The 21,841-nt window shown below is 53.4% G+C and carries 20 protein-coding genes; 14 read left to right on the plus strand and 6 right to left on the minus strand.

Annotation, left to right across the window (positions count from 1 at the left end):
• Positions 1-368 precede the first annotated feature (368 nt).
• Positions 369-2,681, minus strand: a complete 2,313-nt coding sequence (locus L888_RS0109825; protein ID WP_027952770.1) for a transglycosylase domain-containing protein — start codon at positions 2,679-2,681, stop codon at positions 369-371.
• Between the two features lie 116 nt (positions 2,682-2,797).
• On the opposite strand from L888_RS0109825, the gene pyrB reads away from it, so the two are divergent.
• The 11 genes from pyrB (at position 2,798) to L888_RS0109880 (ending at position 13,923) form a co-directional block, all read left to right on the plus strand.
• On the plus strand, positions 2,798-3,754 hold the full coding sequence (gene pyrB, locus L888_RS0109830) for an aspartate carbamoyltransferase (RefSeq protein WP_027952771.1): 957 nt from the start codon (positions 2,798-2,800) through the stop codon (positions 3,752-3,754).
• A 30-nt stretch (positions 3,755-3,784) separates the two neighbouring features.
• Positions 3,785-4,240: an aspartate carbamoyltransferase regulatory subunit gene (gene pyrI / locus L888_RS0109835; RefSeq protein ID WP_005844258.1), complete on the plus strand. Its 456-nt coding sequence runs from the start codon at positions 3,785-3,787 to the stop codon at positions 4,238-4,240.
• 52 nt (positions 4,241-4,292) lie between these two features.
• A complete protein-coding gene (gene glyA, locus L888_RS0109840; RefSeq protein WP_027952772.1) occupies positions 4,293-5,573 on the plus strand; it encodes a serine hydroxymethyltransferase in 1,281 nt (426 codons plus the stop codon).
• Positions 5,574-5,939: 366 nt separating this feature from the next.
• Positions 5,940-6,449, plus strand: a complete 510-nt coding sequence (locus L888_RS0109845) for a DMP19 family protein (RefSeq protein ID WP_005844263.1) — start codon at positions 5,940-5,942, stop codon at positions 6,447-6,449.
• Entirely contained in the window at positions 6,442-6,921 is a 480-nt protein-coding gene (gene smpB, locus L888_RS0109850) for an SsrA-binding protein SmpB (protein WP_005844265.1), read from the plus strand. Before L888_RS0109845 ends, smpB begins: the two co-directional genes overlap by 8 nt.
• A gap of 83 nt (positions 6,922-7,004) precedes the next feature.
• Entirely contained in the window at positions 7,005-9,713 is a 2,709-nt protein-coding gene (gene metH / locus L888_RS13585) for a methionine synthase (RefSeq protein WP_245594864.1), read from the plus strand.
• A gap of 106 nt (positions 9,714-9,819) precedes the next feature.
• A complete protein-coding gene (map, locus tag L888_RS0109860; RefSeq protein WP_027952773.1) occupies positions 9,820-10,686 on the plus strand; it encodes a type I methionyl aminopeptidase in 867 nt (288 codons plus the stop codon).
• A 58-nt stretch (positions 10,687-10,744) separates the two neighbouring features.
• On the plus strand, positions 10,745-11,770 hold the full coding sequence (gene tsaD, locus L888_RS0109865) for a tRNA (adenosine(37)-N6)-threonylcarbamoyltransferase complex transferase subunit TsaD (RefSeq protein ID WP_005844271.1): 1,026 nt from the start codon (positions 10,745-10,747) through the stop codon (positions 11,768-11,770).
• Between the two features lie 33 nt (positions 11,771-11,803).
• Entirely contained in the window at positions 11,804-12,319 is a 516-nt protein-coding gene (locus L888_RS0109870; RefSeq protein ID WP_027952774.1) for a CinA family protein, read from the plus strand.
• Between the two features lie 487 nt (positions 12,320-12,806).
• On the plus strand, positions 12,807-13,355 hold the full coding sequence (locus L888_RS0109875) for a glutathione peroxidase (protein ID WP_005844275.1): 549 nt from the start codon (positions 12,807-12,809) through the stop codon (positions 13,353-13,355).
• A 103-nt stretch (positions 13,356-13,458) separates the two neighbouring features.
• Positions 13,459-13,923, plus strand: a complete 465-nt coding sequence (locus tag L888_RS0109880; protein ID WP_027952775.1) for a MarR family winged helix-turn-helix transcriptional regulator — start codon at positions 13,459-13,461, stop codon at positions 13,921-13,923.
• Positions 13,924-14,016: 93 nt separating this feature from the next.
• Here L888_RS0109880 and L888_RS14685 read toward each other — a convergent pair whose 3' ends face one another.
• Positions 14,017-14,187, minus strand: coding sequence for a hypothetical protein (locus tag L888_RS14685; RefSeq protein ID WP_168109895.1), 171 nt, complete (start codon positions 14,185-14,187; stop codon positions 14,017-14,019).
• Between the two features lie 291 nt (positions 14,188-14,478).
• Between L888_RS14685 and mtaB the strand changes: the two genes are divergently transcribed.
• Positions 14,479-15,819 (plus strand): tRNA (N(6)-L-threonylcarbamoyladenosine(37)-C(2))-methylthiotransferase MtaB, encoded by a 1,341-nt coding sequence (gene mtaB, locus L888_RS0109885; protein WP_027952776.1) that lies wholly within the window; start codon positions 14,479-14,481, stop codon positions 15,817-15,819.
• 51 nt (positions 15,820-15,870) lie between these two features.
• Positions 15,871-16,887, plus strand: a complete 1,017-nt coding sequence (locus L888_RS0109890; RefSeq protein WP_027952777.1) for a glycosyltransferase family 2 protein — start codon at positions 15,871-15,873, stop codon at positions 16,885-16,887.
• Here the strand turns inward: L888_RS0109890 and L888_RS0109895 are convergent.
• On the minus strand, positions 16,884-17,519 hold the full coding sequence (locus L888_RS0109895; protein WP_027952778.1) for an HD domain-containing protein: 636 nt from the start codon (positions 17,517-17,519) through the stop codon (positions 16,884-16,886). The genes L888_RS0109890 and L888_RS0109895 overlap by 4 nt on opposite strands.
• 66 nt (positions 17,520-17,585) lie before the next feature.
• Here L888_RS0109895 and menA point away from each other — a divergent pair, with 66 nt between their 5' ends.
• Positions 17,586-18,512 carry a 1,4-dihydroxy-2-naphthoate octaprenyltransferase gene (gene menA, locus L888_RS0109900; protein ID WP_027952779.1) on the plus strand — a complete coding sequence of 309 codons (927 nt, stop codon included), beginning with the start codon at positions 17,586-17,588 and terminating at the stop codon, positions 18,510-18,512.
• A 90-nt stretch (positions 18,513-18,602) separates the two neighbouring features.
• Here menA and leuB read toward each other — a convergent pair whose 3' ends face one another.
• From leuB to leuD, 3 genes are read right to left on the minus strand one after another with little or no spacing between them, the layout of a single operon-like run.
• On the minus strand, positions 18,603-19,655 hold the full coding sequence (leuB, locus tag L888_RS0109905; protein WP_027952780.1) for a 3-isopropylmalate dehydrogenase: 1,053 nt from the start codon (positions 19,653-19,655) through the stop codon (positions 18,603-18,605).
• A gap of 27 nt (positions 19,656-19,682) precedes the next feature.
• The gene (locus tag L888_RS0109910) at positions 19,683-21,245 is read right to left on the minus strand and encodes an alpha-isopropylmalate synthase regulatory domain-containing protein (RefSeq protein ID WP_156924997.1); all 1,563 of its coding nucleotides are present in this window, start codon (positions 21,243-21,245) and stop codon (positions 19,683-19,685) included.
• 1 nt (position 21,246) lies between these two features.
• Positions 21,247-21,837, minus strand: a complete 591-nt coding sequence (gene leuD, locus L888_RS0109915) for a 3-isopropylmalate dehydratase small subunit (RefSeq protein WP_027952782.1) — start codon at positions 21,835-21,837, stop codon at positions 21,247-21,249.
• Between the last annotated feature and the right edge of the window lie 4 nt (positions 21,838-21,841).

The raw sequence follows: 21,841 nt of genomic DNA on the forward strand, positions 1-21,841 counted from the left end.
CCTGTCACAGAACGCCTGAAAATGTATCGAAGTTCAAGTAAAACCTGTGAATCTCATCCAAAATGAATCGGACGGTTCTCATTCATACCCAATTCCCCGAAACCCGACAAAAACAGGAACGAGGACTTGCTTCTTGTACTACTACTCTGTCTATGTAAATACTTTCAAAGAACTCTTTCCTAAACGCAAACCGCCACACAGGCGGAAAGCGAGTGCAAAGGTAGACATTGAACCGGAAACAACCAAACAATCAAGCAAAAAAATACAGATGAAAAACAAATTTTTCGCTTTAACGGACAAATAAAGGACACAAAAACAGAACTCACATTATTATATATGCGCGAGAAAAAGGGAAAGACCAGATACGCTTACTCATAAATTTCATCTATTCCCAAATCTCCCGTCTCCTCCGCTTCTTTTTCACAGGGGTTGAAATCGTCAGGTACATCAAAGACTGCAGTGGGATCATAAGGAAGACTACGGTCCTGATAGACTTTCTTCATGTAATAGGCCCAGATAGGCAGAGCCATCGTTGCACCTTGTCCCATCCTCATGGAATCGAAATGAATGTCCCTATCCTCGCCGCCTACCCATACACCACTGACCAGTTGAGGCGTAAAGCCCATGAACCACGCATCCGAATTGCGGTTGGTGGTTCCCGTCTTTCCCCCAATGTCTCCTGTGATATTATACTTGTGGCGCAGACGTCCGGCAGTGCCCTCATTGACAACAGCCATCAGCTCTTCCAGCATCTTATAGGCGCTGACCGAGCTAATCACCTCATTCATTGCCGGCTGGAATGTTGCCACCACATTTCCCTCACTGTCTTCTATCTTGGTTACGAACATGGGTGCCACATGAATTCCATTATTGGCAAATGTGGTATAGGCGCTCACCATCTCTCCCACCGAGGCCTCACAAGGCCCCAAACAAAGTGACAACGACGGATAAATATCAGGATTGTTCAGTCCAAACTGATGCAGCATACTCACAAACTGTCTGGGATTCAACCTGCTCATGAGATAAGCTGAAATCCAGTTGTTCGACTGTGCCAATCCCCATTTCAAAGTCACCATCTCTCCATATCGCCTCCTGTTGGCATTGCGGGGAGTCCAAGGCTTGCCGGCCACCATATACGTCTTCTGCACATTGGGAGCCTTATCACAGGGCGACGCCCCATTCTCCATAGCCAAAGAATAGAGGAAAGGCTTGATGGTCGAACCTATTTGCCTACGTCCGCCCATCACCATATCATATTGAAAATGCTCAAAATTGATACCTCCCACATACGCTTTGACATACCCAGTGTGCGGATCCATGCTCATGAAGCCCGCCCGCAAGAACGATTTGTAATAACGAATAGAATCCATCGGCGTCATTACCGTATCTATATCTCCATGATACGTAAACACCGACATATCCGTAGGCGTTCTGAAAGCCCGTTCTATTTCCTCTTTAGAGGCCCCGGTCTCTTTCATATTACGGTAGCGTTCACTCTGAACCACAGCCCTGTTGATAATCTGGTTCACTTGCTTATGTGTCAATTGGTCGGTAAAGGGAGCATTCGGCTTGTTGCTGTTCTCCCTATTGAATGCAGGCTGCAAGTATTTAGCCACATGCCCATAGACGGCCTCCTCCGCATAACGCTGCATGCGGGAATCCAACGTTGTGTAAATCTTCAAACCGTCTGTATAGACATTATAGAAACTCCCATCTTTCTTGGTATGCTTCTTGCACCATCCGCAAAGCGGGTCATTAGCAAAAGCAATGGAGTCTATCACGTACTGTCTTTTATTCCATGCCGGATAGTTTTTCGGCTCCGGCCTATCCATCATCATGTACTGGCGCAGGAATTCCCGGAAATAGACGGCTGTCCCATCCTTGTGATCAGCCCGATGAAAATGCAACTCAATCGGCTCAGCGCAACAGGTTGCATATTCCGCTTCGGAGAGATAACCGGCTTTCAGCATCTGTCCCAACACCACATTTCGCCGGGCTTTGCTGCGTTCCGGATAACGTACAGGGTTGAACAAGGACGGATTCTTGCAAAGACCTATCAGCAGTGCGGACTCCCCCACCGTCAAATCCTTGGGTTCCTTGCTAAAATAAGTGTTTGCTGCTATCTTGATTCCCACGGCTCCATGCAGAAAATCAAAGTAATTCAGATAAAGGGCTATGATTTCCTCCTTGGTAAAATTCCGCTCCAATTTGATGGCCGTCACCCACTCTATCGGTTTCTGCAACAGTCGCTCCATGGTCGATTTGGCCGGTGCGGAATACAACTGCTTGGCCAGCTGTTGCGTAATGGTGCTTCCGCCGCCGGCACTCTCCTGTCCCATCAGCCCTCGTTTCACGACTGCCCGCCCCAATGCGTAGAAGTCAATGCCCGAATGATCGTAAAAGCGTTCGTCCTCGGTAGCCACCAATGCGCGAACCAAGTAGGGCGACAACTTGGAATAGGCCACAGGAATACGGTTGGCCCGGTCTATATTATAGGTTCCGATAATCTTGCCGTCCGCAGAAAAAACCTGGGAAGCCGATTTGTTAATGGGATTCTGCAGATGAGCTATATCCGGGGAATAACCGATGATGCCAAACCATATCAGGGAAAAAAGCGAAGCGGCAATTCCAACCAAAAGGGCCAGAAAAAACCACAGCATTTTCACGAATGTCTTTCTCATGACAGTGCCAAATATTATTTGTGCAAAAATACAATATTTCTTTTGAAATCGCACTAAGGAATAAAAAATTATGAGTAACTTAGCCGTCGAATTCGTAACAATCAATCAAAATGTCAATGGAGAAGCATAATTTTGTGACGATTGCCGATCTGTCCAAGGAGAAAATTCTGTACCTGCTCGACATGGCGCAAGAGTTCGAGAGACATCCCAACAGAGAATTGCTGAAAGGAAAAGTCGTCGCCACACTGTTCTTTGAACCATCCACACGCACCCAACTCAGTTTCCAGACGGCTGCCAATCGCTTAGGAGCCCGTGTCATCGGTTTCTCTGACGCCAAAACTTCCAGCACCACCAAAGGCGAAACCCTGAAAGACACGATACTCATGGTCAGCAACTATGCCGACATTATCGCCATGAGGCACCACATAGAGGGAGCAGCCCAGTATGCCAGCGAGGTTGTTCCCATCCCCATCATCAATGCCGGCGACGGAGCACACATGCACCCCTCCCAATGTATGCTCGACCTCTATTCCATTTACAAGACGCAGGGCACGCTTGAAAATCTGAACATCTACCTTGTCGGCGACCTAAAATACGGCCGGACCGTTCACTCGCTGATTACGGCCATGCGGCACTTCAACCCCACCTTTCATTTTATTGCTCCTGAAGAGCTGGCCATGCCCCAAGAGTATAAAATTTATTGCAAGAAGCATAACATCGAATTCCACGAGCACACCGCATTTACCGAAGACGAGATTGCCCATGCAGACATTCTCTACATGACCCGCGTGCAGAAAGAGCGCTTCTCCGACTTGATGGAATACGAACGGGTTAAGAACGTCTACATTCTCCACGAATCCATGCTGCACAAGGCCAGGCCCAACATGAAAATCATGCACCCACTGCCTCGTGTCAACGAAATTGCCTACGACGTGGACAACAATCCACACGCCTATTACATCCAGCAAGCCAAGAACGGGCTCTACGCCCGCGAAGCGATTTTCTGCTATTGCCTCGGTATCACGCTCGACGATGTGCGCAACGACACGACCATCATCTGCTCCGAGTATTGATTTTCACTCGAACCCATAACTGCAACATACATGGCTAAGAAAGAATTACAGGTTGCCGCCATTGAGAACGGAACCGTCATTGACCATATTCCGGCCGACAAAACCTACCAAGTGGCCCGGCTGCTTCATCTGCACGAACTCGACGAGCAGATCACCATCGGCTACAATCTGCCTTCGCGCAAGGTGGGACGCAAGGGCATCGTCAAGGTTTCCAACAAATACTTTACCGAGGAGGAAGTGAGCAAACTCTCGGTCATCGCCCCTAAAATCGTGCTCAACATCATCAAAAATTACGAAGTGGTGGAGAAGAAGACCGTCGAGACACCCGACGAGCTGCACGGCATCGTGAAATGCAACAATCCCAAGTGCATCACCAACAACGAGCCCATGCAGACCTACTTCACCATCGTGGACAAGGCTGCGGGCATCGTCAAGTGCCATTACTGCGACAAAGAACAGGACATCGACAAGGTGGCCATCCTGTAAACCCGTCCACAAACCAACACCAATCATTATCAACCCTATAATAATCGACATGATGAAAAGAGACCAAGAGATTTTTGATTTGATCGAGCAAGAGCATCAGCGTCAGCTGAGAGGCATGGAACTCATTGCCTCAGAGAACTTCGTAAGCGAGGAAGTGATGGCTGCCGCCGGGAGCTATCTCACCAACAAATATGCCGAAGGACTGCCCGGCAAACGCTATTACGGCGGTTGCCAGATTGTCGACCAAGTGGAGACGCTGGCCATCGAGCGCGTCAAGCGGCTCTTCGACGCAGAATTTGCCAACGTGCAGCCTCACTCCGGAGCTCAGGCCAACCAGGCCGTACTGCTGGCCGTGCTGAAGCCCGGCGACATCTTTATGGGCCTCGACCTCGACCAAGGCGGCCATCTCTCTCACGGCAGCGAGGTCAACACCTCGGGCATACTCTATCGGCACGTCGGCTATACGCTGAACCGCGAGACCGGACACGTGGACTATGACGAGATGGAACGGCTGGCCCTGGAGCACAAACCCAAGCTGATTATCGGCGGCGGCTCGGCCTACAGCCGCGAGTGGGACTACGAGCGCATGCGCAAGATAGCCGACGAAGTGGGAGCTCTGCTGATGATCGACATGGCCCACCCTGCCGGACTCATTGCCGCCAAACTGCTAAAGAACCCCGTAAAGTATGCCCACATCGTCACCACCACCACGCACAAGACCCTCCGCGGCCCTCGCGGCGGTGTCATCCTGATGGGCAAGGATTTCGACAACCCCTGGGGCTACACCACCAAAAAGGGAGTGGTCAAGCCCATGAGCATGCTACTCAACTCCGCCGTATTCCCCGGCAACCAAGGCGGTCCGCTGGAACACATCATCGCCGCCAAGGCCGTGGCTTTCGGCGAGAATCTCATGCCCTCATGGATTGACTATGCCAAGCAGGTCAAGGTCAACGCCGCCGTCCTGGCCCAAGACCTCATCGAGCACGGCTTCAGCATCGTCAGCGGCGGCACCGACAACCACTCTATGCTGCTTGACCTGCGCCAGAAATACCCCGACCTCACCGGCAAGGTGGCCGAGACGGCCCTGGTGGCCGCCGACCTCACGGTCAACAAGAACAAGGTGCCCTACGACGAACGCAGCGCCTTCCAGACCTCGGGCATCCGTCTCGGCACTGCCGCCATGACCACCCGTGGCGCCAAGGAAGACATGATGCACCTCATTGCCGACCTGATTGACGAAGTGCTGGCCGACCCTGAAAACGAGCAAGTCATCAGCCGCGTGCGCCAAAAGGTGAACGACACCATGAAGAACTATCCGCTCTTCGCCTATTAACCATCCGTCGGGGGGCGTGCCAATCCCCCCGATTGGTTGCCAAACTGTAGGAACATACGCCCTGTATGGGCGCGCCTGCCCCTCACCCCATTCCCGTCATACATCAGACAACCGCCGCGCGCAGATGGCTTCGTGCGGCGGTTTTTTAGTGCCGGCCGACGCCTCACGCGCTATTCGCCGACCGTCCAACGGCTGAACGCCTTGCGAAAAACCCGTCGCGGCCTTGCGATTAGCCCTGTTTCGCCCCGCGAATACGGCGTGCACGGTCGGCGTTTAACAACCTTTTGCACCGCCCCATCCTCATTCATAGATTATTTGCTTACCTTTGTGGCCATTATATTGGAGCCCATTGATTAAGCAAATATCATGATAGAGGTCAAAGTCAGCGACGCCGCCTTGCGCCAAGCAGCCGGCGAAGACATGGACGCATTCATCAAAGTCTTCACCGATGCCATCCATCAGGCCATCGGTGGAGAGCTCAATGCCGACAACATGGCCGAGCTCAATGCCGACCAAATCACCCTAATCACCTACGTAGCCATGCGCGACGAGCTGATGGAGGGCGGTTTCGTGCAGCTCATCCACAACGGTCTGGGCAGTTTCATTTTCCGCAACCCTTTCGACAAGGCCATGCGCAACTGGGGGCTCCAAGGCCTTTACAAGCTCATCAACAAATGCCACCGGCTCTACAATCTCCACCATGAGGCACTCGAAAAAGACTATACACAGGAGGAGTTCGACGCGCTCTACGAGCAGTACAGCGACTTCGACGACTTCGATAATGCCTTTATCGAGGAAGAAGAAAACTTCACCAACATGGTGGCCCACTACGTGGATGAGCACATTACCAACTTTGCAACGATAGAGAATGAATAGAGACCAGCAGGAACTCCGCAGAAAGAGTCCGGTACAGATACGCAACAAGAAAGCCTCTTTTGAGTACGCTTTCATCGACACCTACACCGCAGGCATCGTGCTGACGGGCACCGAGATCAAGTCCATACGCCTGGGCAAAGCCTCGTTGGTCGATGCTTTCTGCTACATCCACAACGGAGAAGTGTGGGTCAAGGGCATGAATATTTCGCCCTATTTCTATGGTTCCTACTCCAATCATGAGGCCATGCGCGACCGAAAGCTCCTGCTCTCCAAGCGCGAAATCCACTCACTCATCGAAGATTCCAAGGCTCCCGGCTTCACCATTGTCCCCATTTTGGTGTTCATCGACTCCCACGGCCGGGCCAAAATAGACATTGTGCTGGCCCGGGGCAAAAAGGAATACGACAAGCGGCAGACCCTCAAGGAGAAAGAAGACCGCCGGGAAATGGACAGGGCCATGAAGCATTACTAAACAAACCACAAGACCATCCCATTGTGAATTCAGGATTACTGGACAGTATTGCGAGAGAGAAGATATTGATTCTTGACGGCGCCATGGGCACCATGATTCAGGACTGCCGCCTGACGGAAGCCGATTTTCGCGGACGGCTTTTCCGTGACGTCCCCGGTCAGATGAAAGGCAACAACGATGTGCTCAACCTGACACGCCCCGACATCATCAGCGACATACACCGCAAATACCTCGAAGCCGGCGCCGATATTATCGAGACCAACACGTTTTCCAGCCAGCGCATCTCCCAGGCCGACTACCACTTGGAGGCCCACAGCCGTGAGATTGCCCGTCAAGGAGCCGTACTGGCCAAGGAGGCCGCCCGCCGGTTTTCCACCGATGCCTGGCCCCGCTTCGTAGCCGGCTCCATCGGCCCCACCAACAAGACGTGCTCGCTCAGCCCCGACGTGAGCAGTCCGGCCGCCCGTGCCATGACCTACGACGAGCTTCTTGCTGCCTACGTGGAACAGGCCGAGGCCTTGATCGACGGCGGCGTGGACCTTTTTCTGATTGAGACCATCTTCGACACGCTCAACGCCAAGTGCGCCATCGACGCCTGCAACCAGACCATGGCCAGCCGGGGCGCCGCGCTCCCCATCATGCTTAGCGTGACGGTGAGCGACCTTGCCGGCCGGACCCTGAGCGGACAGACGCTCGAAGCCTTCCTGGCCAGCGTAAGTTGCTACGACATTTTCTCCGTAGGGCTCAACTGTTCGTTTGGCGCCCGCCAGATGAAACCCTATCTGAAGCAACTGGCCCAAAAGGCCCCTTATTACATTTCGGCATACCCCAACGCCGGCTTGCCCAACTCCATGGGAGAGTACGACGAGACCGTCGAGAGCATGTCGCCCCAGATAGCCGAGTTTGTCGACGAGGGGCTGGTCAACATTCTCGGCGGATGCTGCGGCACCACCGACGCTTTCATCCGCAGCTACTACCAACTCTCGCAGGGCAAACGCCCCCATGTGCCGCAGCCCAAACCCCGGACACTGTGGCTCTCGGGCCTCGAACTGCTCGACGTGACACCCGAGGTCAACTTTGTAAACGTGGGCGAACGTTGCAACGTGGCCGGGTCGCGCAAGTTCCTGCGGCTCATCAAGGAAAAGAAATACGACGAAGCCCTCGACATCGCCCGCAGGCAGGTCGAAGACGGAGCCCTCGTCATCGACGTGAACATGGACGACGGACTGCTCGACGCCGAGGCCGAAATGGTGACTTTTCTCAACCTCATCGCCTCCGAACCCGACATTGCCCGCGTGCCGGTGATGATAGACTCGTCCAAGTGGGACGTCGTCCTGGCCGGCCTCAAGTGCGTACAAGGCAAGTGCATCGTCAACTCCATTTCGCTCAAGGAGGGCGAAGAGACCTTTCTTGCCCATGCCCACGACGTGAAGCGTTTCGGGGCCGCCGTGGTGGTGATGTGCTTCGACGAGCAAGGACAGGCCGCCACCTATGAGCGGCGCATCGAGATAGCAGAACGCGCCTACCGGCTACTTACGGAGAAAGCCGGCTTCAATCCGCCCGACATCATCTTCGACCCCAATGTGCTGGCCATCGCCACGGGCATGGAAGAACACGACGACTATGCCGTCAACTTCATCCGCGCCACCCACTGGATCAAAGCCAACCTGCCCGGCGCCCACGTCAGTGGCGGCGTGAGCAACCTGAGCTTCTCCTTTCGCGGCAACAACTACATCCGCGAAGCCATGCACGCTGTGTTCCTCTACCACGCCATCCGCGAAGGCATGGACTTCGGCATCGTCAACCCGGCCACCAAAGTAACCTATTCGGACATCCCGGCCGACCATCTGCAAATCATCGAGGACGTGGTGCTCAACCGCCGCAAGAACGCCGCCGAAGACCTCATAGAGCTGGCCGAGCACATCAAGGCCGAGCAACTTGCGCTCCAGGAAGCCAGCCAAGGGAACGGCGCGGCCACCCCCCTGCCCACGGTGGAAGCGTGGCGACAGGACGATCTGCACGCAAGGTTGGTCTATGCCCTGCGCAAGGGCATCGCCACCCATCTCGACGAAGACCTGCACGAGGCACTGGAACAATACCCCCACGCCGTCGACATTATCGAGGGGCCGCTCATGGATGGCATGAACAAGGTGGGCGAGCTGTTCGGTTCGGGCAAGATGTTTCTGCCCCAGGTAGTGAAGACGGCCCGCACCATGAAGCAGGCCGTGGCCATCCTCCAGCCCTATATCGAGGCCGAAAAGGCGGGCAGTGCAGCAAGTGCCGGGCGAATCATTCTGGCTACGGTCAAGGGCGATGTGCACGACATCGGCAAAAATATTGTGTCCGTAGTGCTGGCTTGCAACAACTTCGAGATGGTCGATATGGGCGTCATGGTTCCTCCCGGACACATCGTGAAAAAGGCCATTGAGACCCAGGCCGACATCGTTGGACTCAGCGGACTCATCACGCCGTCGCTCGACGAGATGGTCAACACCGCCGTCGAAATGAAGAGAGCGGGGCTCACCATTCCCATTCTCATCGGTGGAGCCACCACTTCTCAACTCCACGTGGCACTCAAGATAGCGCCCCACTACGACGGTCCTGTGGTCTGGACCAAGGACGCGGCCCAGTGCGTCCTCGCCTCAGCACGGCTGCTCAACCCCACCGAACGCCCCAAGTTCGAGCAGGAACTTGCAGACAAGTATGAGGTGCTGCGCACGCAGTACGCCCAAGAGCAGCAGCACATACTCTCGCTCGAAGAGGCGCGCAAGAACAAGCTACAGCTGTTTTGAGCAGGGGCGCCGGCATTTTTGTCCGCCACGCAACGTTTTCCGGGGACAGACATGGCCCCTTTCGGCATAATATTGTAACTTTGCATTGCAAAATAAACACATCTATATGGTTTTCAAGAAAAAGAAAAGATGGCACTGTCTGCCCGGCGGCCCAATCAGTGAGCTCGACAAGAAAGTGATATATTGGGAGAACCGGGGCAAGGAAGTGCCCACCCGCGAGATGGTGAGAACACCCGAACAGATAGAGGGTATCCGTTTGGCCGGCAAGCTGAATACGGGTTGCCTCGATGCCGTGGAGGCTGCCATCCGTCCGGGCATGACCACCCAGGACATTGACGACATCTGCATGAAATATTGTGAGGACAATCATTGCCACCCTTCTTGCCTCAATTTCGAGGGATTCCCCAAGAGCGTGTGCACCAGTATCAACGAAGTGGTGTGCCATGGCATTCCCAAGAAAGAGGACGTGCTCAAAGAGGGAGACATTGTCAATGTGGACATGACGCTCGACTTCAACGGCTACTACGGCGATGCCTCGCGCATGTTTATCATCGGCGGCAAGACCACTCCCGAGAAAGAGCAGCTGGTGCGGGTGGCCAAGGAATGTCTCGAAATCGGTGCCGAAGCCGCCAAGCCCTACTGCTTTGTGGGCGACATCGGTCATGCCATTCAGAAGCATGCCGAGAAATATCACTATGGTGTGGTGCGCGACCTCTGCGGCCATGGCGTAGGTATGGCCATGCACGAGGAACCCGACGTTGTGCACTACGGGCACAAAGGCACCGGCATGCTGCTGGTTCCGGGCATGACTTTCACCATTGAGCCCATGATAAACATGGGCACGTGGGAGGTGTTCATCGACTCGGAAGACCCCTACGGTTGGGAGGTTATATCAGGTGACGAACTGCCCTCTGCCCAATGGGAGCACACGTTCCTCATGACCGAGACCGGCGTAGAAGTGCTGTCTTACTAAGACACGCACCCGCACACCAACCAACTTTTCATTGACTTACGACAACTTGCTTCGCTGAATGAACGATATATATATATTAGGTATAGAGAGCAGCTGCGACGATACGTCGGCAGCTGTTCTGAAGAATGGAGTGCTGCTGAGCAATGTCACGGCTTCGCAGGAGGTTCATCGGGCCTATGGCGGCGTGGTGCCCGAGCTGGCCAGCCGGGCCCATCAACAGAATGTGGTGCCCGTAGTCGACCAAGCCATCAAGCGGGCCGGCATCACCAAAGAACAACTTTCGGCCGTGGCTTTCACTCGGGGGCCGGGGCTCATGGGCTCGCTGCTCGTGGGTGTGAGCTTTGCCAAGGGGTTCGCCCGCAGTCTGGAGATTCCCCTTATCGATGTCAACCACCTGCAAGGACACGTCATGGCCCACTACATCAAGGAGAGCGATGACGACCATCACATGCCGCCCTTCCCCTATCTCTGTCTGTTGGTGTCTGGCGGTAACTCGCAGATAGTCAAAGTCAATGCCTACAACGACATAGAAGTGCTGGGGCAGACCATCGACGACGCCGCCGGCGAGGCCATTGACAAGTGCTCCAAAGTGATGGGGCTGGGCTATCCCGGCGGCCCCATCATTGACCGCCTGGCCCGCCAAGGCAATCCCAAGGCCTATCAGTTTGCCGAGCCCCACATCCCCGGCATGAACTATTCGTTCTCGGGTTTGAAGACTTCTTTCCTCTACAACATGCGCAAATGGGTGGCCGAGGACCCCGACTTCATCGAGCACCACAAGGAGGACATTGCTGCAAGTCTGGAGCATACCATCGTGGACATCCTCATGAAGAAGTTGCGCATGGCTGTAAAGGCAACGGGTATCAGCCACGTGGCCGTGGCCGGCGGCGTTTCGGCCAACAATGGGCTGCGCAACGCATTCCGCGAACATGCCGAAAAATACGGCTGGACCATCTACATCCCCAAGTTCAGCTACACCACCGACAATGCAGCTATGATTGGTATCGTAGGCTATTTCAAGTTTCTGGACCACGACTTCTGCCCCATCGATGCCCCGGCCTTTTCCAAGGTAACCTTTCAGTAATGTTTTATCTACAGATTCATCAATACTCAGAATATGGAATTTGAAAGCAAAATGTTGAGTCGTGGAATCCAGGAGATTCTGTATGACAACGACCTCACTCTGGGCACGGCCGAGAGTTGCACCGGCGGCCGCATCGCTGAAGCCATCATCTCCGTACCAGGAGCCTCACAGTATTTCAAAGGTGGCATCATCTGCTATACCAATGAAGTGAAAGAGAATTTGCTCCATGTGTCCCATCAGGTACTCGAGGAACAGACCGCCGTGTGCGAAGAGGTGGCACGCCAAATGGTGCTGGGCGCCTGCGATGCCCTGAACTGCAAATATGCCATCTCTGCCACTGGCGTAGCCGGTCCCACAGGGGGCACTGCCGAGATTCCCGTGGGTACCATCTGGATTGGCTATGGTTCCAAGGACGACGTGCGCACTCTGAAACTCACCGAGGACTTCGGCCGCGACATCAATCTTGCCATTGCCACCAACAAGGCCCTCCGTCTCTTTCTTGAATATCTGAAAGAAAAAGGGGTGGGCAAGGCAAAGACCGAAGAATAGGCTCCCTCCTCATCTTTTTATTATCACAAGTAGAGGATGTGTCATAATCGCTATGGCACATCCTCTACTTGATTTGCCCCATGTTGCTTTCACGCATGGGGCAATCTGTTTCTGTAGTCATGAGAAAATGAAAGACACGTGCCATATCACACGCCAACCACTGCCCTATCTTGCCATGGCCCTGCCAAAATCATCAGTCCTCCTATCCCTCAACTCCATGTTAACGTATGTATATTCAAGGAATATCGCGGACGATACATAATAAAGGATGTTAAACCTTTGATTATATCGTTTACGATTTAACAGAGAACTCCTATCTTTGCATTGTCAAAAGGAACAGGAGATATTTCCTAAGACAAAGGATAGGGAATATATTCGACCCTAAAAATAAAAACAATGGATGCAAGGGCAAGATGAAAGAACTTGCAGACATAAACAAAGGACAAGCGATTATAATTAACAGACCATTTATTTCATAAACATCATTATGGCAACATTATTTGATTTCAACCTGAAAGATAAGAAAGGTAACGAGGTAAGCCTCGAAGCCTACAAGGGTAAAGTGCTCCTCATCGTCAATACGGCTACAGGCTGCGGCTTCACGCCCCAGTATGAAGAATTGGAAGCTATGTACAAGCGCCTGAAAGAAAAGGGACTGGAGATTCTCGATATACCTTGCGACCAGTTTGGTCATCAGGCTCCCGGCACCGATGAGGAGATTCATGAGTTCTGCACCATGAAGTTCGGAACAGACTTTCCACAGTTCAAGAAAAGTAATGTCAACGGTGCCAATGAGCTTCCTCTCTACACTTGGCTGAAGAGCAAGAAAGGCTATGCCGGCGGTGCCTACGAGGAAAAACTGGCAGCCATCATGGAGGATCTTTACAATAAGGCCAACTCTGAACCCCGTAAACAGGACGACATCCAATGGAACTTCACCAAATTCCTCATCGATCGCAACGGCGAAGTTGTAGCCCGTTTCGAGCCGACCGTCGACCTCAAGGAAGTGGAAAAAGCCGTTGAGGAACAGCTATAAAAGACAAACTCTATCACAAAGACAGCCGGCAGGAATCATCCCGCCGGCTACTTTTTCGTATGATTCCCAGAATAGGAACCAACATGTATAAACCCATCAGCCAATGGCATACGAACAGTTAAGACTCAATCATCAGCTTTGTTTCCGACTCTACGCGGCATCGCGACTCATCACCCAAGCCTACGAGCCTCTCCTACGTCCTTTGGGCATCACTTATACGCAGTATCTCGTGCTGATGGTACTGTGGGAGCAGGACGAGCAACCCCTCAACGACATTGGCAAGCGACTGCTTTTGGGTATCAACACCATGTCGCCTCTTATCAAGCGCATGGAGAATCTCGGACTGCTATCACGCCGTGACAATCCCACCGACAAACGTCAGCAAATCGTATTCCTCACCCCCAAGGGCAAAGCACTCAGGCGCAAAGCCGCCAGCTTGCCAAAGTGTATGGTTGATGGATTCCAGTCATGCAACATCGATCCCGCCGCTTTGACCACTATGATTCCCATACTCGATGACTTCATTGCCAAGATGTCGGATACACGAAATAAAACTATCGATCAATAGAGAAAGCGTAGGCATCCATACCATAAAGAACAACCGCCCAAGACATTGTCTTGGGCGGGTCTCTCTTTTTTCAGTTCGAGCTGATGCGTCGAATTACATAGCAGCAGTGTCAGCAGCAGCAGTGTCAACGGCAGCTGTATCAGCAGTGTCGCTAACAGCAGTTGTGTCAGAGTCGGAAGCAGGAGCTGCGCTCTGGTTCTTGTTACCACATGATGCGAAAGATACAGCTACAACAGCTACGAAAGCCAAAACTAATTTCTTCATTTTTCTTTGCTTTTAAATCTGTAAAACAATCATTTGTTTATTAAAACGATGCAAAGTTAGCCATTTTTTCAATACGACGTTCTTTTTTTTGAGCTTTTTTTTCACTCTCTCTGTAACTTTTTCGCAACACTTTGAATACCAAATGATTACAAATACTAAACAAAAGTTAAACATCTTGTTTGCCCTAACAGTTCATCAAAAGCATCGGCCAAAGGCACGATTATCTCTATTCAAATGCCCCTTATTTCGGCATAAACCGCTACCTTTGCAGGAAAGAAAGAAGATGTTATCATGATAGATACAAGTGCTTTTCAAGGTAAAAAGGCTGCTTACTATACGCTTGGATGCAAGCTAAACTTCTCCGAGACCTCAACATTCGGCAAATTGTTGGGCGATATGGGAGTGACCACGGTCGGCAAGGGCGACCAAGCTGACATCTGCCTCATCAATACATGCTCGGTCACCGAGGTCGCCGACCACAAATGCCGACAGGCCATTCACCGGATGGTGAGGGAAAATCCCGGTGCCTTTGTTGTGGTGACAGGTTGTTACGCCCAGCTGGAGAGTGAAGCTGTGAGCAAGATCGACGGTGTAGACCTGGTGCTGGGATCCAACGAAAAAGCCAATCTGGTACAGTTTCTGTCCGAGGCTTGGACACAGCCTCGCAAAGGGCATCTGCACCAATACCACCATGTGAAGACGCGTGACATCAAGAGTTTTCAACCCTCATGCTCGCGAGGCAACCGCACCCGCTACTTTCTCAAGGTACAGGATGGCTGCAATTACTTCTGTACCTACTGCACCATCCCCTATGCACGCGGTCTGTCGCGCAACCCATCCATCGCATCACTCGTGGCCCAAGCCGAAGAAGCGGCCCGTGAAGGAGGCAAGGAAATTGTGCTCACGGGTGTCAACATCGGCGACTTCGGTAAGAGCACCCATGAGCGTTTCGTCGATCTGGTGAAAGCATTGGACCGGGTTGAAGGCATCGAGCGGTTCCGTATCAGCAGTCTGGAGCCTGACCTGATCGACGACGAGCTCATCGAATACTGTGCCCGGTCGCGTGCTTTCATGCCCCACTTCCACATCCCATTGCAGAGTGGCAGCGACGAGGTGCTGCGACTCATGCACCGCCGCTACGACTCAGCCCTCTTTGCCCACAAGATTCATCTTATCAAAGAGAAAATGCCCGATGCTTTCATCGGTGTGGATGTGATGGTGGGCTGCCGTGGCGAGCAACCCGAATACTTTGAGACATGCTACAATTTCCTTGATGGCCTGCCCGTAACACAGCTCCATGTCTTCCCTTACTCTGAGCGGCCCGGCACGTCAGCCCTATCCATACCCTACATCGTGAGCGATCAGGACAAGAAGCAGCGGTCACGACGGCTGCTGGAACTTTCCGACCGCAAGACCCAAGCTTTCTATGCCAAGCACATCGGCCATGAAGCAAAGGTGCTCTTTGAGAAAGCCGGCATAGGCAAGGCCATGCACGGTTTCACCGACAATTATATTCGCGTGGAGCTGCCGGCGCGGCTGGCACACGAGGAATACGACAACCAGATACGGCGCGTACAACTATGCGATTTCAATTACAACCGCACTGCCCTGCGCGTCGAATTGCTCGACTGACGGAGCATCTGGAACTCTCACAAACCCTTTAATACAAGAAAGAAGAGACAGATGAAAGTAGCCATTGTCATATTGAACTGGAACGGCGAGCAGATGCTCCGCACATATCTACCCACCGTCCTGAAATACTCTCGGGCTGAGGCCGACACCTATGTAGCCGATAATGCCTCGACCGACGGCTCCATGCAGTTGCTTGCCGATCAGTTTCCTGAGGTCAAGACCATTCTGCTCGATCGCAACTATGGGTTTGCTGAGGGCTATAATCGGGCCTTGGCTCAAATCGATGACGACTGCTACGTGCTACTCAACTCGGACGTAGAAGTGACACCTCACTGGCTCACACCCCTCATTGCCCTGATGGAACGCGATTCCGAAGTGGCAGCCTGCCAGCCCAAGTTGCTGGCAGAATTCCAAAAAGACCACTTCGAATATGCAGGGGCTGCGGGGGGATTTCTCGACCGCTACGGTTATCCTTTCTGTCGGGGCCGCGTGTTTGAGGAAGTGGAGGCCGACCATGGACAGTACGACCAGCCAGCCGATGTGCTCTGGGCTACAGGGGCCTGTCTCATGATTCGCGCCCAGGACTATTGGCGGGTGCATGGATTCGATCGCCGCTTCTTTGCCCACAATGAGGAGATTGACCTGTGCTGGCGGCTGCGTCAACGGGGCCGCCGCATTATGTGCGAACCCTCCAGCCACGTCTTCCACATGGGTGGGGGAACACTACCCAAGGGAAATCCGATGAAGACTTTCCTGAATTTCCGCAACAATCTCACCATGCTCTACAAGAATCTACCCGCGAGCGAACTGGTACGTGTGATGGCTGCGAGATGGGTGCTCGACCATATGGCAGCCTTACAGACCTTACTGGTGAATCACAATTGGAGCGACTTCGTGGCCATCCTCAGGGCTCGGCGTGCCTTCTGGAAATGGAGACACGATTTCGACGACGACCGCAACGAGATCCGCCGCACACGCGTCGCAGCCCCCATTGCCGAACGAAAACCCTACAGCATTCTGTGGCTCTATTATATAAAAGGTATAAGAAAGTTCTCCCTGTTCGGCTAAGACTGTTTTGCCACTACATCCCAAATGCGTTCGAATACGGAACGCAGTCGGGCCGGATCGGCTATGGTGGCTCTTACTTCACGAATCTTTTCCTCATTGGGCGAGTTGGGGATCCAGAGTTTAATGTACCCTCGGGCACTATATTTTTCCTCCATGTGTGCACAGAACCACTTCCACTGTCCCTCCTTGTCAAGCTGGGGCTGGTGTTCAATGCCGTATTCAATGGCCCGTGTAAACACCACCTCCGGATCCAGTTCACGGTCGGCCTCGGCCACAATCTTGCCGTAGATGCTGCGCGGTTCATGCGAGGCCGAAGCCCGATGATCCTCCACCGCCTCTTTCATAATACTGATTTGCGTCGGTGAAAACCACTTGCGCAACCGGGCATCTGCTGCCAAAATCTTGCCGCCGGTCACATGATGGATAGCCCTCGGCCCACTCATACCCAAGTCGTGATAGGCCGCAATAGCATAGACCATATTGACATCTGCCCCGAGCTTGCGGGCCAACACCAACGAATTAGCTATCACACGCTGCACATGCCCCAGTCCATGGGAATGTCCAAAAGCGGTGTACTTGGGGAGAATATTGGTCTCTACAAACGACATCAAGTCGAGACTCACGTCCATCATGGCAGTTGTTTTCTTGTTGATTTGCTTTGCAAATATAGCAAATAATGTTTATTTTTGCAAGCAATTATGGACGAATCTCACGTAAAAACAAATTCCTTGCGGGCATGGGTGCTGGCGGCACGCCCCAAGACTCTCATCGGGGCAGCCGTACCTGTGATGGTCGGGGCAGCACTGGCCATGGCCGACACCAGAGGACATATCGAGTGGACACCCTGCTTTCTGTGCTTTCTCTTTGCTTTTCTGATGCAGATTGATGCCAACTTCGTGAACGATTACTTCGATTTCCGACGTGGCAACGACGCTGCAGAGACCCGTCTCGGCCCCCGCCGTGCCTGCGCCATGGGATGGGTGACACCGCGTGCCATGCTATGGGCCATGACCATAACTACGGGTGCAAGCTGCCTTGTGGGCTTGCCTTTGATAAGATATGGAGGTTGGCAGATGATTATTGTGGGAGTGCTCTGTGCGCTGTTTTGCTTTCTCTACACCACTACCCTCTCCTATCATGGACTGGGCGACGTGCTGGTACTCGTGTTCTTCGGGCTTGTCCCCGTATGTCTCACCTACTACCTCTCGCTACCTACCGCCATGCAAACCATCACTGCCGAGGCCGTTGTGGCTGCACTGGCTTGTGGCTTCGTCATCGACACACTGCTGCTCATCAACAATAACCGCGACATCGACAATGACCGCCGTGACGGCAAGCGCACACTCGTGGTACGTGTGGGCCACCACTGGGGCATGACGCTCTACCTCTGGTCAGGACTGGCGGCCTTGGGATTGGGCATCTGCTTCGTGTTTCGAGGCCACTGGCCAGCTTTCGTGCTGCCCGCGTTGGCCTATCTCTGGCCTCACCGCCAAGCTTATCGCCACTTGGTCAGCATCGACCACGGACAGGCACTCAACGGCGTGCTGGGCGAGACGGCCCGTAACATCTTCATCTACGGAGCAGCCACATCCGCGGGCTTCCTGCTATCTATGGTCATAGGATAGCTTCAAACAACAAAAAAGGAGCAGCGTTGTCACTGTATGACAACGCCGCTCCTCGTTCATCTTCGGTCTATCCAATAGATAGCTAAACCTTTAGATATGATTTACTATCCACTCGCCAATCTCTTTGGTACCGTACGCCTTGCCACCCTCAACCTGAATCTCGGGCGTACGGATGTTGGACTCCAGTGCCTCATCACAAGCCTTACGGATAGCCGCCCCCTCCGCATTGAGACCGAAGTGCTCAAGCATCATGGCAGCAGAGAGAATCTGCGCCAGTGGATTGGCAATGTTCTTGCCGGCTGCCTGGGGCCAAGAGCCATGAACCGGCTCGAAGAGCGGCGTATGTTCGCCCAGTGAGGCCGAGGGCTGCAGACCCATGGAGCCTGTGATGGCACTGGTCTCGTCGGTAAGAATGTCTCCAAAAGTATTCTCCGTAACTATCACATCGAAGAATCGAGGCTCGGTGAGCACGCGCATCGAAGCATTGTCGATGAACATGTAATCCACGTTCACGTCGGGATAGAGAGACTCCATCTCCTGAGCGATCTGCCTCCACAGGCGCGAGCTGGCCAGTACATTGGCCTTGTCGACCACGGTGAGGTGCTTATTGCGCTTTTGCGCAAACTCAAAGCCAACCTTCAAGATACGTTCTATCTCGGGCCGGTAGTATATATCAGTGTCGTAGGCCTTGTCGTTGTCTTGATATTTCTCGCCGAAGTACATGCCACCCGTGAGTTCACGAATCACCACGAAGTCGGCCCCTTTGATGAGTTCTTCCTTGAGCGGCGAATTGTGCAACAGACAATCGAATGTAGCCACGGGACGCACGTTGGCAAAAAGGCCTAGCTTCTTGCGCATGGCCAACAGACCGGTCTCGGGACGCACTTTCAGTGTGGGGTCATTGTCGAAGCGAGGGTCGCCCACAGCGGCAAAGAGCACGGCATCGGCATCCATGCACACCTTGTAGGTCTCCTCTGGGAAAGGATCGCCCACCTCGTCGATGGCATGTGCACCACACAAGGCTTCGTGATAGACAAACTCATGGCCGAATTTCCGGGCTACAGCATTGAGCACATTGATAGCCTGGGGCATGATCTCAGGCCCGATGCCGTCGCCGGCCAGAACAGCAATGTTCAGTTTCATACTTATCTTTGATTATAGGGTTGATACTTACTTGACGGTCTTTTCGCTCTCAATAATGTTGAGCATCTTGAACGTAGCCTTGATCGCAGCCTCGGTTTGGTCGGCATCCAGGCCGTGTGTACGGATGATGCGTCCGCCCTCCTCGTGCCACGTAATGATGGTCTGCACAAGGGCATCGGTGTGTCCGCCCGGTGGGATGGTCACCGTATAGTTGGCCAGCCGGGGGAAAGTACGCCCCAGTTTGGCCTTGTAGATGTCACGCAAAGCCTTGACAAAGGCATCGTACTGGCCATCACCCGTAGCGTCGGCCGTATAGACCTGCCCGTTGATTTCCACCTTGATGCTGGCAATGGGCTTGAGTCCATAGGATGTGGAGACCATGTAGCTGAGCAGCTTCACCCGGTCTTCTTGCGTGTCGTGCTTCAGCACATCCGACACGATATAAGGCAGATCGTCCTGTGTCACCACCTCTTTGCGGTCGCCCAGTTCGGTAATACGCTGCACCACCTTGCGGGTCTGCTCGGCAGTAAGTTCCATGCCCAGTTCCTCCAAATTGCGCTCAATGTTGGCCTTGCCCGAGTTCTTGCCCAGCGCATACTCGCGCTTACGACCGAAACGCTCCGGCTTCAGGTCATTGCAGTACAGGTTGTTCTTGTTGTCGCCATCGGCATGCACGCCAGCCACCTGGGTAAAAACATTCTCACCAACAATGGGTTGATTGGGTGCCACGGCTATTCCACTGTAGTCCTCCACCACGCGGCTAATCATGTTCAGCTGGCTCTCCTTGATGTTGGTCCGCACGCGAATCTGGTCGTTCAGAATAGCCTGCACACTGGCCAGCGGCGCATTCCCGCAGCGTTCTCCCAGTCCGTTCACTGTGACATGCACGCCTGAGCAACCACACATGACGGCTACCAATGTGTTCGATACGGCCAGGTCGTAGTCGTTGTGGGCATGAAAATCAAAATGCTTGTCGGGATAACGACTCAGCATCTGCTGCATATAGTCCATGCACTGCAGGGGATTCATGATACCCAGCGTGTCGGGCAAGAGGAACCGTTCGATGCGGGTTTCTTTCATGGCCTCCATAATTTGATTGACATATTCGGGCGAATCCTTCATGCCCGAACTCCAGTCTTCCAGATACAAATTCACGCGGAGGCCCTGCTGTTCGGCATAATCGAGCACATCGAGAATATCATCGATGTGCTGCTGGGGTGTCTTGTGGAGTTGCTGTGTGCAGTGTTTCAGCGAGCCCTTGGCCAGCAGATTGATAACCCGCCCGCCGCAGTCGCGAATCCAATCCACCGACTTGTCATGGTCTACAAACCCCAACACCTCAACACGGTCGAGGTAGCCCTCACGTTCAGCAAACTTGCAGATGCGCGTCACAGCATCTTTTTCGCCCTCAGACACGCGGGCCGAGGCCACTTCTATCCGGTCTACATTGACATCCCTCAACAGCATGCGGGCTATCATCAGCTTCTCGTGCGGCAAGAAACTCACGCCATTGGTCTGCTCGCCGTCGCGCAGCGTGCAGTCCATGATTTCTATCGTGGCCCTTTGCCGGCCTGTCTGACCCATATTCATATTATGCTTGTTTCCGTTCATAGGCTTCCACTTTGGCACGGTTCTCCACCAGGAAGTCCACATCGTCGAGACCGTTCATCAGGCAGTGTTTCTTATAGCCGTTGATGTCGAAATGCTCGCTGTGCCCCGTAGCCAGGTTGGTTACCGTCTGGTTGGGCAGATCCACGCGCACCTCAGTCCTGTGGTCCTTGTCAATGCTACGGAAGAGTTCCTGCAGGAATTCCTCGCTCACTACCACCGGCAACACGAAGTTGTTGAGCTCATTGTTCTTGTGAATATCGGCAAAGAACGAGCTGATGACCACACGGAAACCATATCCGGCAATGGCCCAGGCCGCATGCTCGCGGCTGGAGCCGGAACCAAAGTTCTTGCCGGCCACAAGGATAACACCCGAGTAGCTGGGATCGTTGAGCATGAAGTCCGCCTTCAGACTGCCATCCTTGTTGTAGCGCCAATCGCGGAAAAGATTGTCGCCGAAGCCCTTCTTGTCGGTTGCCTTGAGGAAACGGGCCGGGATGATTTGGTCCGTATCTACGTTTTCGAGCGGCAAGGGGATGCAGCTCGATGTGATAATATCGAATTTCTGTTTCATCGTT

The sequence above is a fragment of the Hallella seregens ATCC 51272 genome (genome assembly GCF_000518545.1).
GTDB lineage: Bacteria > Bacteroidota > Bacteroidia > Bacteroidales > Bacteroidaceae > Prevotella > Prevotella seregens.